General features: G+C 69.3%; 12 protein-coding genes. 4 read left to right on the top strand and 8 right to left on the bottom strand.

Features of this window, described 5'->3' with window-relative positions:
• Positions 1-58 precede the first annotated feature (58 nt).
• Complete coding sequence (locus IG04_RS0138780) at positions 59-523, top strand: SRPBCC family protein (protein WP_144065435.1); 465 nt, start codon at positions 59-61, stop codon at positions 521-523.
• Here the strand turns inward: IG04_RS0138780 and IG04_RS43355 are convergent.
• Genes IG04_RS43355 through IG04_RS0138765 form a run of 3 tightly spaced genes read right to left on the bottom strand, consistent with a single transcriptional unit; the run spans position 520 to position 3,469 of the window.
• Positions 520-1,707 (bottom strand): hypothetical protein, encoded by a 1,188-nt coding sequence (locus tag IG04_RS43355; RefSeq protein WP_036016753.1) that lies wholly within the window; start codon positions 1,705-1,707, stop codon positions 520-522. The genes IG04_RS0138780 and IG04_RS43355 overlap by 4 nt on opposite strands.
• Positions 1,704-2,837: a hypothetical protein gene (locus tag IG04_RS0138770; protein ID WP_051771708.1), complete on the bottom strand. Its 1,134-nt coding sequence runs from the start codon at positions 2,835-2,837 to the stop codon at positions 1,704-1,706. Before IG04_RS0138770 ends, IG04_RS43355 begins: the two co-directional genes overlap by 4 nt.
• Before the next feature lie 35 nt (positions 2,838-2,872).
• A complete protein-coding gene (locus IG04_RS0138765; RefSeq protein ID WP_030481742.1) occupies positions 2,873-3,469 on the bottom strand; it encodes a TetR/AcrR family transcriptional regulator in 597 nt (198 codons plus the stop codon).
• A gap of 75 nt (positions 3,470-3,544) precedes the next feature.
• On the opposite strand from IG04_RS0138765, the gene IG04_RS0138760 reads away from it, so the two are divergent.
• Positions 3,545-4,702, top strand: coding sequence for an FAD-dependent oxidoreductase (locus IG04_RS0138760; protein WP_030481741.1), 1,158 nt, complete (start codon positions 3,545-3,547; stop codon positions 4,700-4,702).
• A 265-nt stretch (positions 4,703-4,967) separates the two neighbouring features.
• Here IG04_RS0138760 and IG04_RS0138755 read toward each other — a convergent pair whose 3' ends face one another.
• The 5 genes from IG04_RS0138755 to IG04_RS0138735 form a co-directional block, all read right to left on the bottom strand.
• Positions 4,968-7,058: an alpha-galactosidase gene (locus tag IG04_RS0138755; RefSeq protein ID WP_030481740.1), complete on the bottom strand. Its 2,091-nt coding sequence runs from the start codon at positions 7,056-7,058 to the stop codon at positions 4,968-4,970.
• Between the two features lie 98 nt (positions 7,059-7,156).
• Positions 7,157-7,672 carry a hypothetical protein gene (locus IG04_RS0138750; RefSeq protein WP_030481739.1) on the bottom strand — a complete coding sequence of 172 codons (516 nt, stop codon included), beginning with the start codon at positions 7,670-7,672 and terminating at the stop codon, positions 7,157-7,159.
• Between the two features lie 4 nt (positions 7,673-7,676).
• On the bottom strand, positions 7,677-9,074 hold the full coding sequence (locus IG04_RS0138745; RefSeq protein WP_030481738.1) for a GntP family permease: 1,398 nt from the start codon (positions 9,072-9,074) through the stop codon (positions 7,677-7,679).
• Entirely contained in the window at positions 9,071-10,654 is a 1,584-nt protein-coding gene (locus IG04_RS0138740; protein WP_030481737.1) for an N-acyl-D-amino-acid deacylase family protein, read from the bottom strand. The genes IG04_RS0138745 and IG04_RS0138740 overlap by 4 nt, the downstream gene beginning before the upstream one ends.
• Positions 10,655-10,667: 13 nt before the next feature.
• Positions 10,668-11,960, bottom strand: a complete 1,293-nt coding sequence (locus IG04_RS0138735; protein WP_030481736.1) for an amino acid deaminase — start codon at positions 11,958-11,960, stop codon at positions 10,668-10,670.
• An 86-nt stretch (positions 11,961-12,046) separates the two neighbouring features.
• Between IG04_RS0138735 and IG04_RS0138730 the strand changes: the two genes are divergently transcribed.
• On the top strand, positions 12,047-13,012 hold the full coding sequence (locus IG04_RS0138730; protein WP_030481735.1) for a sugar kinase: 966 nt from the start codon (positions 12,047-12,049) through the stop codon (positions 13,010-13,012).
• The gene (locus tag IG04_RS0138725; protein WP_030481734.1) at positions 13,013-13,759 is read left to right on the top strand and encodes an IclR family transcriptional regulator; all 747 of its coding nucleotides are present in this window, start codon (positions 13,013-13,015) and stop codon (positions 13,757-13,759) included.
• Positions 13,760-13,761 lie beyond the last annotated feature (2 nt).

Raw genomic sequence — 13,761 nt, 5'->3', positions numbered from 1 at the left:
GCTGTGAGATGTGCCCAGGAGCTGTCACCCGGACGAGGTATCCGGGATGATGGTGGCCGTGTCACTGAACCGCTATCGCTTCCGCAGCGTGTGGCACGTCGACGCGTCCCCTGCTGATGTGTACGAGGTGCTGTCCGACATCGCGAACTACCCGCTGTGGTGGCGCGAGGTCCGGAGAGCCACGAAGATCGACGACGAGACCGGCGAGCTCAGGTGCCGGTCGTTCCTGCCGTTCGACCTGGTCGTGCAGGTCAGGCACAGCATTCGCAACCAGCAGGCCGGTCTCCTGCGGGCCGCGTTGTCCGGTGATCTCGAAGGCTATGCGAGCTGGGAGATCATCGGCCGCGACGGCGGCACCGACCTCGTGTTCGACCAGGAGGTCGTGGTCAACAAGGCGTTGTTGCGGCGCCTGGTGCTCATCGCGAAGCCGTTCTTCCGGGGCAACCACGACGTGATGATGCGCGGCGGCTTCAAGGGCCTGAAGCAGGTCCTGGAAGCGAAAGCCGCGAGCCGCGAGTCCTAACGCTGGTAGTCGCCCAGCTGCACGACCATGTTGTCGGTCGTCCGCACGCATTTCTGCGGTATCTGGACGTGGGCGAGATCGCCCTCGTAGGGCCACGAACACCGCCACTCGCCTGAGGTCCAGATCAGCCCTTGACCCTCCGCCTGCCCGCTCTGGGTCGCCGCCCGGTAGCGGTCCGCGATGTCGATGGCCGCTGTGCACCCGACGCCGTTGAGGTCCGTGACCTTCTGGGCGCCGTCACGGCAGACGACGGCTTCGAACTCGCATGTCGCGCCCCACGCCTTCCACACCTCCGCCGGGATGGAGAGGCAGGGCAACACTGTGCCGGAACGCAGGTACCGCCAAGCCTGGTCCTTGTATTCGAAGAGCACGGCGAGATCGTCAAACCGGGCCGGGGTCGTGTTCGCCGTGGAGAGGACATACCGGTCCTGCTGGCATCTGATGTCGAAGTAGCGCACGTCGGGCCCCAGCGGATGTGCGGCCGCGAGCACCTCCGGGGTCGCCTCGTCGCACGGGGCCTTGAGCCGCCCGGCGACCAGACCGGAGGGGACCGAGATCTCCTTCATCGTGGTGACGAGCTCATCGGGCAGTGCGGGCAGCGGTGGTTGCAGGGAGTTCGCCGAGGCCGCGATGGTGTTGAGGTCCTTGGTCTGCTCGGGTGTGAGCCGATGCCCGACGAACCGGAACTCGATCTTCACACCGGCCCGCGCGGCGCGTTCACCGACGGTCGCGCGGATCTCGTCGAGGCTCTTGCCGCACATGTCCAAGCCGCCGTGCGCGAACAGGACGATGCGGTTCGTCTCGCTGCCGCGCAAGGGGTAGAGGCCCGCGAAGTCGTCGATCGCCGCGAGAAGGCCGTTCAGCACCGTCGGCCTGCCGCTCGGGGTGATCGCTCGGGCCGCGGCGCCGATCTCACCCGCCTGTCCGGTGCCCGGTGCGACCAGCTCGGACGTGGCCGGGGAGTCGCACGAGCCGCCGAACTTGCGCAACGCCAGCGCGTCGCCGGTCGCCATGTTCGCCGCGGCGGTCCCTACCGCGTCCGCGACCTCGCGGAAGTCCGGGGAGTCGGACGCGTCGACGAGGAACGTCGTGCGATGGCCGGGGGTGAGGAAGAGCCAGAGTCCGCCGGTCACCAGGCCCAGCACCAGCAGTACGACGGCTCCCGCCGCGACCCGGCGCCTCACCGCCTGCCTCCTGGGCCGAGCACGCGCAGGTCCGTCAGGGCCTTCGTCATGGTCCCGGCCTCGGCGTTGTACGCGTCGGCGGCCCTGGAGTAGCCGGCCAGCGGGTCCGTCAGGTCCTCTCCGGACCGCGCCGACCCGATCAACGTCCCGGCCGCGGCGACCACCTCTGTCTGCAACGTGCGCAGCCGGACAGCCTTGTCCCGCAGCCGGACCGCGTGGGCCGAGGACCCGGTGCGGCTGTCGAGGTCCTCGATCTCCAGGTCGACGACGGCGTCGCGGGCGTCGGTCAGCGCGGCGTCGGCGACGTCGAACCGGCCGTTCCTGATCGCGGTGGTGGCCGTGTTGAGCTTCTCGACGGCGGGGTTGAGGACGTTGACGACCGACTGCGACGATCGCAACACCGGCTCCACGTTCGCGAACCAGTCCAGATGGCGGCGCAGCTCGTCCGGTGAGGTCGCGAAGGCCGGTTCCTGCGTTTGCAACGACGCCGCCAGGTCGGTGAGGCCGCGAGTGTCCTCGACCTGGTAGCCGACGAACCGGAACTCGATCTTCAGTCCCGCCGCGGCCACCCGATCGCGGATCTGCGCCCGGACGAACGCGCTGTCGGTGTCGCAGGCGTCCTCGCCGTGCCGGGTGACGACGATGATCCTGTTGACCTGCCTGGCCTTCAGCGCCCAAGGGGTGGTGAAGTCGCCGACCGCTTCGAGGATGCCGCGCTGCAGCGTGGCTTTCGCGCCCTGCCGCACTGATCGCGCGGCCTCGGCGATCTCCTCCTGGTTGCCGGTGCCGAACCCGACGAGCCGGGCGGTGTTGTCCTCCGCGCCGCACTCGCCGCCGAAACTGCGCAGCGACTGGGAGTCCCGCTCACCCGAGTTGCCGGCGACGGCGGTCAGCGCCCCGACGACGCTCGGCAGGTCGCCCCCGGCCGCGTCGATCAGGAACGCCGTCTTGTACAGCGGCGCGAACAGCAGGCGGTATCCCGCGATCCCGCCGGAGACCAGCACCACCACCAGGGCGACGGCCAGGGTCAGCCACAGGCCGCGGCGCCGGGGCTTCAGCCCGGCCTGCGTCTTCTGGATCGCGGATGACAGCTTGTCCGCCGCGCTGACGGGGAGGGCCATGTCGTCCACATCCGCAAGGTAGCGAAGTTCGGGGACGAATGAAGTCAGGTTCGCGCAGACAGGTGCCGCACCAGCAACGCCAGCTGCTCCGCGTACTTCGCGGCGAACTCGGGCGTGGCGGGGTCCTCGCCGGTGATCTGGCCCGCGCTCTGCCGCAGCGTCAACGGCGCTGAGGCCGCCGCCATCAGAGCCAGCAGCAGGAACGCGGGGTCCAGGTCCGCGGGGAGTTCGCCGGCGGCCTGACGGGCTCGCATCTCCTCCACCTGGCCCTGGAAGAACTCCTCGTCGGTCGGCGGGCTGTCGCCTGCCAGATTCGCCCACGCCCACATGCGGCCGTGGTCGCTGAGCGTGGTCATGACGAACCCCGCCACCACCTCGTCCAGCGCCTGGTGCTGGCTCGCGAGTTCGGCGGCCGAGGAGTGCCAGCTCGTGGCGAGCTCCTTGTAGATGCCTTCCTTGCCGCCGAAGTAGTACGAGATCAGCTGCTTGTTCACGCCCGCCCGTGCCGCGATGTCCGTCGTGCGCGTGGCCGCGTACCCCTTCGCGCCGAACTCCGCCGCGGCCGCCTCCAGGAGCAGGGCCCGCGTGCGTTCCGGGTCGCGCTTGCGTTCCGAGGCGCTGGGAGAGCGGCGTTGATCCACGGCGACACGGTAACCGACGGGCTGTTATCAACCAACGGGTTGACTTAATCAACCAAGCGGTTGAAACTTGACGGCATGAGGATCGCAGTGATCGGTGGGGGAATCGGCGGGCTGTGCCTGGCGCACGGATTGCGCAGGGCCGGCGTGGACGTGGAGGTGTACGAGCGCGACCTCTCGCGCACGGATCGCCTGCAGGGGTACCGGGTGCACATCAACCCGCACGGTGCCGCTGCTTTGAAGGAGTGCTTACCCGCGGCGAACTGGGAGCGGTTCGAACGGAGCGCGGGGACGGACGGCAACGGGTTCGGGTTCCTGACCGAGCAGCTCAAGCCGCTGCTGGTGCTCGACCCGGACGAGGAGAAGCACTACTCGGCCAGCCGGATCACGCTCCGGCAGGTGCTGCTCGACGGGCTGGACGTCCGGTTCGGCAAGCGGTTCGAGCGCTACGAGCAAGGCGACGACGTCAAGCTGTACTTCGAGGACGGCACGGCCGAGTCCTGCGACGTGCTGGTCGGCGCGGACGGCATCCGGTCACGGGTGCGCGCGCAGTACCTGCCGCACGCGGGCACGGAGAAGATCGGCGTCACGGCGATCGCGGGGAAGCTGTTCCTCGACGACAACGACTGGGTGCCGCGGGAGTTGGTCGACAGGGCCAACACGATCATCCCGACGTCGCGGTCAGGCATGTTCCTGGCCGCGCACGACGGGCTCGGCGTGACCGATGACGACGGTCTGTTGTTCGACAACGCGCGGCCCTATCTGATGTGGGCCTACGCGGCCATGGACCTGACCGTCCACGATGGACAGGACCTGCAACGCGAGGTGCTCGCCAGGATCGCGCGGTGGAGCCCCGAGCTGACCAGGATCGTCGCGACCTCGCCCGCCGAGACGATCAGCGAGTGGCGCATCCGGTCGTCCAGGCCGATCGAACGCTGGCAGCCGACGAACGTCACGTTGCTCGGCGACGCCGTCCACGCGATGACGCCGATGAGGGGCATCGGGGCGAACATCGCGCTCAGGGACGCGCAACTGCTCGCGCGGTGCATCGCCGAAGGTGGTGACGCCATCGCCAGGTACGAGAAGGAGATGTACGACTACGGCTTCGCGGCCGTGCGTGACTCGCTCAAGGCCGCACGCCAGTTCGCCGACGGTGGCCCGGTCGCGCGGACGATCTTCAGGACCGTGCTCAGGACGGCGAGCGCCGTGCCCGCGTTGAAGCGCGCGATGTTCTGAAAATCAGTTCGAACCGTTCTGGCTCGCTCTGCGTGTGATGGGCGTCGGAGGCGCTAGCCAGGAGGTTCAGGATGATCCGCAGGAGTGTTGCGGTCGTCGCGCTGGGGTTGATCTCGCTGACCGCCTGTGCGGAGACGCCGGAGAGCAAGCCGGTGGCACAGCAGCAAGAGGGCGCGGTGGGCCACCAAGGCCGACGGAAGTCGCGCCGGCCGGTAAGTGGGGAGAGGAAGGTCCCGGCGGGGAACATTCCGCCGGGACCTTCTTCCTACTTCAGGCGCAACAGAAGTGCCTGCTCCGGTTCGAGCACCGGCAGCTGGACGCCGACCTCCGACAGCACGGAACCGGGTAGTTCCACGGACTTCCAGTCCGCGGGCAGCCGCTGGATCAGCTTGGGCCGCCCGGCCGGAGCGTCGAACGACAGCCGGTACGTCCGCGCGGGGTCGAGTCCCGGCAGCCGCACCCGGCGCGGCTTGTTCTGCACGGAGGTCGCGAGCTGCACGTACCCGAACAGGGCCTCGGACTGGTCGCCGGCAACGATTCCGTGCACCCAGGCCGAGGGGTCCGGGTGGTCGGAGTGCACGGTGACACCGGTGTGCACCAACGACCGCACGTCCTTGTAGTACTCGATCGCGGCCTGCAGCCCGGCCCGTTCCTCGTCGGTGGCCGAGTTGATGTCCCACTCGATCCCGAAGTGCCCGAACATCGCCGTGGCCACCCGGAACGACAGGTCGTGCACGCGCCCGGTCGTGTGCGACTTCGTGGGGCCGACGTGCGCGCCCATCAGTTCCGGCGGCAGGAACACGCCGGTCCACCGCTGGATCAGCTGGCGTTCCAGGGCGTCGTTGCAGTCCGACGTCCACACCCGGTCGGTGCGGGAGAGCACGCCGAGGTCGATGCGCCCACCGCCGGACGAGCAGCTCTCGATCTCCACGTGCGGATGCCGGAGCCGCAGTTCGTCGAGCAGCCGGTAGAACGCGGCCGTCTGGTCGTGCACGCGCGAGCCGATCAGGTCGCGGTTGTGGTCCCACTTCACGAACGCGATGTCGTTGTCCGACAACACCGACGAGACGCGGTCGAGGATGTGCGCGTACGCCTCGGGGTGCGCGATGTTCAGCACCTGCTGGTTGCGCGACGGCGGCGGCAGCACGCCGGGACGCGGTCCGAGCACCCAGTCCGGGTGGGCGCGGTAGAGGTCGGAGTCGGTGTTGATCATCTCGGGCTCGAACCACAGCCCGAACTCCATGCCGAGCGCGCGGACGTGCTTGATCAACGGCGTCAGCCCGTCCGGCCACACCGTCTCGTCGACGTACCAGTCACCGAGGCCGGCGGAGTCGTCGCGGCGGTGCCGGAACCAGCCGTCGTCCAGCACGAACCGCTCGACGCCGATGGCGGCTGCGGTGTCGGCCAGCGAGGTGAGACGCGCGAGGTCGTGGTCGAAGTAGACGGCCTCCCAGGTGTTCAGCACGACCGGGCGCGGACGCAACGAACGCTCCCGCAACTGCTGGTGGAACGCGGCGCTGATGCCGTCGATGCCGGTGGACGAGTAGCCCGCGTAGAGCCACGGCGACTCGTACTCCTCGCCCGCCGCCAGCGTGATCTCGCCCGGCAGCAGGAGTTCACCACCGCCCAGGACGGGCAAGCCGTCGACGAGGTTCTCCGCGTACGTCACGTGGTTGCCGCTCCACGCCACGTGCAGCGCCCACACCTCGCCGTCGCGGAACGAGAACCCCGGCGTGCCGGCCAGCAACCCGATGGTCGCGTCGTGCCCGGTACGGCCCCGCCGGCTCTCCCGCACCCACGACCCGTACTGCAGCGCCTGCCGCTGCGGCGCGCGCTCGCGGCTCCAGCGTCCGGTGAAGTCGAGCAGTTCGGTGGCCTGAGAGGGGACGGGGAGCGCGGTTTCCAGGCCCTCCAGCGCATACGGCGTCTCGCCGTCGTTGCGGACGACGTGCCGCAGCCGGAGCATGCCGGACGGCAGCAGTTCCACGGTGCCGGTCACGGTCAGCCCGGCGGCCTCGTCCGACGCGACGTAACGGAAGATCGAGCCGTTCTCGCCGGAGAACGACCTCACCGTCAGCGCGGGCGCGAAGTGCTCGCCGCCGCGATGGCCGCGCAGTCCGGGACGGCCGACGTACCCGGCCCCGGCGTCGGGCAGCAGCGCGAGCGGCACCGGCGCGTCCGGCGCGTTGTTCGGGTTGGTCCACGACACGACGTCGACCAGACCCAGCAGCGCGGCCTGGCCGAGGTCTCCGAGAGTTCGTCCCCAGTGCGTCACGACCGGCAGGCTCCCGCCCACGAGGGTGATGACGACGCTGGAGGTGTCGTCGTGCAGGTGCACGACCTCCGTGTTGCTCATGCGGGCCCCGTCCACATCAAACACAAATGAACAATGTGCCGATCCTCAGATGCGGCCGGGGTGTTGTCAAGCGTTGGGGAATGTTGAGTTGTGTCCGATTACTTCGTGCACTTCGGAGCCTGCAGATCACTCAGACTCGGGCCTTCCGGCTTCCACGTCATGGCGTCGATGCCGGCCAGCAGGAGCGGTGAGTCAAGGCCCTGAGGAGGGAACGACCGCGCCTTGTCCAGGTAGTCCTGCAGCTTCGTCACGATCTCGCCCAGTCCTTTACGACGTCCCGCGACCAACTCGTCACCACGGGGCAACGGCGACGGCCCGATAGCGTCGTACGCGGTCTTCGACTCCGTGTGCATGTCGCGCAGCTTGGTGAGGGTGGCGATCACGGCCGGACGGTCCGCTTCCGTCGGCTGCTGTCCCTGGGCGAACTTCGGGGACATCGCCACCACGGCGCTGACGACGAGGATCGGATCGTCCGCGGCGCAGACCTGGTCGACCCACGCCTGCACGGCTGCCGGGTCCGGCGCGGAGGACGAGGGCGGAGACGCGACCGGCGGTGGCGAGGAGCACCCCGCCACCGCCGCGATCACGAGCAGACAGATCAGGTTCCGAAACACCCGATCAGACAACCAGACTGAGCACCGCCGCGACCACGAAACCGACCACCGAGAGGATGGTCTCGAGGACCGTCCACGACTGGAGCGTCTCCTTGACCGACAGCCCGAAGTACCGCGACACGATCCAGAACCCGCCGTCGTTGACGTGCGAGGCGATGATCGAACCGGACGCGATGGCCATGACGACCAGCGCGAGCTGCGGCTGCGAGTAGTTCAGGTCCGCCAGCACCGGCGCCACGATGCCCGCGGTCGTCACGATCGCGACCGTCGCCGAACCCTGCGCGATGCGGATGACGCAGCTGATCACGTACGCCAGCGCGATCACCGGCAGGCCGATGCCGGACAGTTCGGTCGCCAGCGTCTTGCCGATGCCCGTCGCGGCCAGCACGGCGCCGAAGAAGCCACCGGCACCGACGACGAGCAGGATCATCGCGACCGGCTTCAGCGAGGCGGCGGACATTTCCGCGACCTTCTCCCGCGTCATGCCGCGCCGGAAACCCAGCAGCCAGAACGCGAGCAGCACCGAGATCGTCAACGCCACCGCGGGCGTGCCGAAGAACGTCGCCACCGAGTACAGCTGCGTGCCCTTGGTCAGCAGGATCGAGCCGAACGTGCCGGCGAGGATCAGTACCAGCGGCAGGCCGATGATCGAGAGCACCAGGCCGAGCGACGGCGGTTCGCGATCGCCGTTGTCCTCACGGGCCAGCTCGGCCGCCGCCAGCATCTCGTCCGGCACCGGCACGTTGATGCGCTTGCCGATCCAGTAGGCGTACAGGACACCGCCGACGAACCACGACGGCAGTGCCACCGCGAGACCCATGATGATGATCCAGCCGAGCGACACGCCCAGGAGACCGGCCGCCGCCACTGGCCCTGGGTGCGGTGGCATGAACGCGTGCATGACCGAAAGGCCTGCCAGCAAAGGCATGCTGAACAGCACGATCGACTTGCCGCTGCGCTTGGCCGCCACGTAGACGAGCGGTGCGAGCACGAAGATGCCGATGTCGAAGAAGACCGGCACGCCGAAGATCAGACCGGCGAGACCGATCGCGACCGGCGCCTTCTTCTCGCCGAACGCGTGCATCAGCTTGTCCATCAGGACCTGTGCGCCGCCGGACGCTTCCAGGATCGCGCCGAGCAGCGTACCGAGACCGATGATCGCGGCGATGTGCCCGAGGATCGAGCCGAAGCCCTTCTCCAGCAACGAGTCCGAGGCCTTCTGCGCCGACCCGACCAGGGTCTCCACCGGCACGCCCGCCAAGAGGGCGACCAGCAGCGCGACGACGATCAGCGCGATGAACGGCTCGACCTTGAACTTGATGATCAGTAGCAGCAGCACCGCGATGCTGACTACCGCGAGGGTGAGCAAGCCCCCTGTTGAGTGTTGCAACCAGTCGATCACGGGCGGCTCCTGAGTGAATGGCCTGGCAATGAGCCGGTGGCGGTTCCGTCGTCGATCACCGTCACCCCGTTGCAGAACACGTACGGGATGCCGGCTGCCTGCTGTCGCGGCTCGTCGAACGTCGCCGTGTCGGCGATCGTCGCGGGGTCGAACAGCACCAGGTCGGCCGCGTAGCCCTCGCGGACCAGACCCCGGTCGGTGAGCCGCAAACGCTGGGCGGCGCGGCCGGTGAGGTGCTCGACGCACTCCTCCAGGCTCAGCACGCCCAGTTCGCGGACGTAGCGCGCGAAGTACCGGGGGAACGTGCCCCAGGCGCGCGGATGTGGCCGGTCGCCGACCAGCAGCCCGTCGCTGCCGCCGGTGTGCGCCGGATGCTTCATGATCGCCTGCACGTTCTCCTCGTGGCCCACGTGCATGAGGCACGAGGTACCCATCCGCTCGTCGACCAGCACGTCGAAGTAGAGGTCACCCGGCGCGCGTCCCAGCCGGGCCGCCGACTGGAGCACGCTGGAGCCGACGAGGTGCGCGTTGCGCTCGTTGCGGACGCCGTTGATCTCGATGGAGTCCCAGTCGACCGGCACGCCGTGGCAGCCGTCCGACCCGGTCTCCTCGATCTCGGCCCGGATGCGCTCGCGGGTGTCCACATCGGACAACCTGGCCAGCGCCCTCTCCGGCCCGCCCTCCGTGGCCCACGACGGCAGCAGCGCACTCAGGTACGTCGCGCCCGGCAGGTACGGGTAGGTGTCGAGCGAGATGTCCGCGCCGTTCGCCATGGCGTCGTCCAGCAACGCCAGCAGTTCCGGTGCCTTGCCCTTGTTGACCGGGAAGTTCATCGTCGCGTGCGCGAGGTGCAGCGCACAGCCGGAGCGCTTCGAAACGTCCACCATCTCGGCGTAGGCCTCCAACGCGCCGGCGCCGTAGCTGCGGTGGTGCGGGCTGTAGAAGCCGTTGTGCTGCCCGACGACCTCGCAGAGCTGTACGAGCTCGGACGTGTCCGCGTACATGCCCGGCGTGTAGGTGAGCCCGGACGACATGCCCATCGCGCCCTCGGTGAGCGACCGCGAGAGAACGGACCTCATGGTGTCCATTTCGGACTCGGTCGGCCGCCGGTCGTCCCAGCCGACGACCAGCATCCGCAGCGTTCCCTGTGGCACCAGGTACGCGGCGTTCACCGCGATGCCGCGGTCGAGCCGGTCGAGGTACTCCCCGACCGAGCGCCAGTTCCAGTCGAAGCCCGGCGGGTCGTCGTTCCACCCGGCGAGCTGACCGCGCAACGTCGCGAGCACCTCGTCGTTCACCGGCGCGTACGACAGGCCGTCCTGGCCGAGCACCTCGGTGGTGACGCCCTGCGAGACCTTCGCCAGGTGGTCGGGCTCGGCGAGGACCCGCAGGTCCGAGTGCGAGTGCATGTCGATGAACCCCGGCGCGAGCACCAGCCCGTCCGCGTCGATCGACCGCGTGGCGCTCACCCCGTTCCCGATGGACGAGATGACGCCGTCCTTGATCCCCACATCCGCCTGGTAGGCGGGCGCGCCCGTGCCGTCGGCGATCAGTGGTCCGCGCAGGACGACGTCGTCCATCAGTGCACTCCTTCTAGAAGTAGGTGCGGATCAGGTCGACCACGGTCGTGCCCTGCACGACCGGGATCAGCTGCCACTTGTCGAACACGGTGCAGGGGTGCGACAGACCGAGCCCGATCCAGTCGCCGACACGGACCGTGGCCTCGGCACCGAGCTGGAGGAACGCGTGCTGGTCGTTCAGCGCGGTGATCCTCGCCCCCGCCAGCGGGGCGATCGCGCCGTCGCCGCGGCGGACGAGCTGCGGTTCCGGCAGGCCCTCGTCGAACGACGCGTCGCGCTTGCCGATCGTCAGCAACGCCAGGTCGCGCTGCGGCCGTGACGTCACCTGGGCCCAGGCCCGCAGCGCGGAACGGAACGGCTCCACGCCGTCGGTCCGCGCGAACGGCGAGATGCCGCGGTAGAAACCGTCGTCGTGCGTGATGTACGCGCCGCTGCGCAGCACCGGGGTCACCGGCATCGGCCACGGCTGCGACAGCGTCGCCGCCACCTGGTCGAAGTACGCGCTGCCGCCCGCGGTGACGATCACCGTGTCCAGCTCGTCGAGCAGCCCGGCGTCGGCCAGGCGCAGCACGAGCGTGCGCAGGTCGGTCAGGTAGCGGTCCACAATGGACTGCGACGACTCGGACGCGTCGTGCGCGAGCGCGCCCTCGTAGCCACCGGCGCCCACCAGCCGCAGCACCGGGCTCTGGGCCACCGCCCGCGCGACGGCCAGCGCCGTCTCCAGGTCACGCGCGCCCGTCCGGCCGCCGGGGGCACCGAGCTCGACCAGCACGTCGACCGGCCGTGACGGCTGCAGCTCCTGCAACGTCTCGCTCATCAGCGCGACCCCGGCTTCGGAGTCGGCCCAGCAGCTGAACTCGAAGCCCGGGTCCCTGTCGAGCTCGCGGACCAGCCAGCGCAACGCCGCGGGGTCGAGCAGCTGGTTCGCCAGCAGGATCCGGTTCACCCCGAACGCCCGGTAGACCCGCAGCTGTGACGCGTTGGCCGCGGTGAGGCCCCAGGCGCCGTGCTCGACCTGCCGCTGGAACAGCTGCGGCGCCATCGTCGTCTTGCCGTGCGGTGCCAGTTTGACGCCGTGGTTGTCGCACCACTTCGCCATCGTTGTCAGGTTGTGTGCCAGCGCGTCCGCGTCCAGCACGACGAGCGGCCCGACGAACTCGTCGCCGAACAGGTCGAGGCGCTGGCCGGCGACCTCGCCGATGGTCGAGCCGAACGTGCTCGACGGCAGGCCCTTGAAGCGCCAGCTGACCTGTTCCGACCTGATGTCCGCGACGGCCGTGAGGTCCATCTCCATCAGATGTTGCATATTTTGCAACTCCCATTGCGCGATGTGATGCTGAGTTGTGTAGCATTCGGTCTCGCCGCCGTCAACGAACACCCTCTGGAGCGCGCATGCGGTTCGATCACGTCGGCGGTGTCGTGTGTCTCGGCGAGACCATGGTGATGATGGTTCCGGCTGAACCCGGTCCCGTGCATCTGGTGCGAACCTGGCACAGGGCCGTCGGTGGCGCCGAGTCCAACGTCGCTGTGCACCTGACGCGCCTCGGCGTCGGGTCGTCGTGGGTCAGCGCGGTCGGCGACGACTCGTTCGGGCTGGCGGTGCTCGACGCGGTGGGCGGCTTCGGCGTCGACGTGTCCCGCGTCCGGGTCGACCCGGCGCGCCCGACCGGCCTCTACGTCAAGGAGGCCTCGCCGCACGGCAGCCCCGTGCGCTACTACCGGCGCGGTTCGGCGGCCTCGGGCATGGGGCTGGAGATGATCGACCGCCTGGGCCTCGGCGAGGTGAAGCTCGTGCACCTCAGTGGCATCACGGCCGGCCTGTCCGACTCGTGCCTCGCGATGATGCGCGAGCTGCTGCGCCGGCCGCGGCACGGGTTCCGGATCTCGTTCGACCTGAACTGGCGGCCCGCGCTGTGGGCGGACCGCGACCCGCGCGTGCTGCGTGAGCTCGCCGACATGGCGGACGTCGTGCTGGCGGGCTCCGACGAGGCGGAACTGGTGTGGGGCACGGGTGACCCCGCCCGGTTGCGGCAGTTGCTGCCGGGCCCGGCGTCGCTCGTGGTCAAGCAGGGCGCGGACGGTGCGACGCTGCTCGAAGGCGGTTCGTCGTACTTCGAACCGGCGCTGAAGGTCGAGGTCGTGGAGCCGGTCGGCGCGGGCGACGCGTTCGCGGCGGGCTTCCTCGCGGCTACCTTGGCGGGGGAGTCCCCGTCGGTGCGGTTGCGCGCAGGGCACCTGCAGGCGGCATCCGCTTTGCTCACCGCCGAGGACGTCGGCGATCCTTTGCCGGACGACGTGACAGATCCGCTGCTGCACGCCGACCCGCAGACCTGGGCGTCCGCCCGCCTGGAGGTGTGAATGAGCCAGAGTCTCGACAGAGCGCTCACCCTGGTGAGCCAGCTCGCGACGGGCCCGAAGACGCTGGACGAACTGTCCGGCGTGATCGGCGTCCACAAGTCGACGACGCTGCGACTGCTGCGCACGCTCGAGTCGCACCGCTTCGTGCAGCGCGACGGCGTGCACCACTACCGCCTCGGCACGGCGCTGTTCGACCTCGCCAACCGCGCCCTGGAGGAACGCGACGTCCGCCGCGCCGCCGAGCCCGCGTTGCGCGACCTCAACTCCCGCCTCGGCCACACCGTCCACCTCGCGTCCTACGAGGACGGTGAGGTGATCTACATCGACAAGTACGAGTCCAGGCACCAGATGCGCATGTACTCGCGCATCGGCCGCCGCGCGCCGTTGCACTGCACGGCCGTGGCGAAGATCCTGCTGGCCGACCTGCCCGGGCCCGCGCTGCAGAAGGTGGTGTCCGGCATGGAGTTCCCGCGCCTGACCGACAACACCATCCTCGGCCCGGCCGCGTACCTGGCCGAGCTGGACCGCGTGCGCACCAACGGTTACGCCGTCGACAACTCCGAGCACGAGGACTTCATCCACTGCATCGCCGCCCCGATCAAGGGCTCGCGGGGCGAGGTGCTCGCGGCCGTGTCGATGTCGGTGCCGAAGGTGCTGCTCGACTACGAGGGCCTGCTGTCGCATCTGCCGGACCTGCTCGCCACCGCCGAAGCTGCATCAGTCGAATGCGGTTATGTTCCAAGATAAGG

This window comes from Lentzea albidocapillata, from assembly GCF_000719115.1.
GTDB classification, from domain to species: domain Bacteria; phylum Actinomycetota; class Actinomycetes; order Mycobacteriales; family Pseudonocardiaceae; genus Lentzea; species Lentzea albidocapillata.
The sequence above is the reverse complement of the archived record's forward strand: the minus strand, read 5'-3'. Positions and strand labels throughout refer to the sequence as shown.

What these genes read in the sequence shown, in the direction of transcription:
- IG04_RS0138760 (WP_030481741.1), top strand. Translation starts at nt 3,545, where the DNA reads ATGAGGATCGCAGTGATCGGTGGGGGAATCGGCGGGCTGTGCCTGGCG.
- IG04_RS0138755 (WP_030481740.1), bottom strand. Translation starts at nt 7,058, where the DNA reads ATGAGCAACACGGAGGTCGTGCACCTGCACGACGACACCTCCAGCGTC.
- IG04_RS0138740 (WP_030481737.1), bottom strand. Translation starts at nt 10,654, where the DNA reads ATGGACGACGTCGTCCTGCGCGGACCACTGATCGCCGACGGCACGGGC.
- IG04_RS0138735 (WP_030481736.1), bottom strand. Translation starts at nt 11,960, where the DNA reads ATGCAACATCTGATGGAGATGGACCTCACGGCCGTCGCGGACATCAGG.
- IG04_RS0138730 (WP_030481735.1), top strand. Translation starts at nt 12,047, where the DNA reads ATGCGGTTCGATCACGTCGGCGGTGTCGTGTGTCTCGGCGAGACCATG.
- IG04_RS0138725 (WP_030481734.1), top strand. Translation starts at nt 13,013, where the DNA reads ATGAGCCAGAGTCTCGACAGAGCGCTCACCCTGGTGAGCCAGCTCGCG.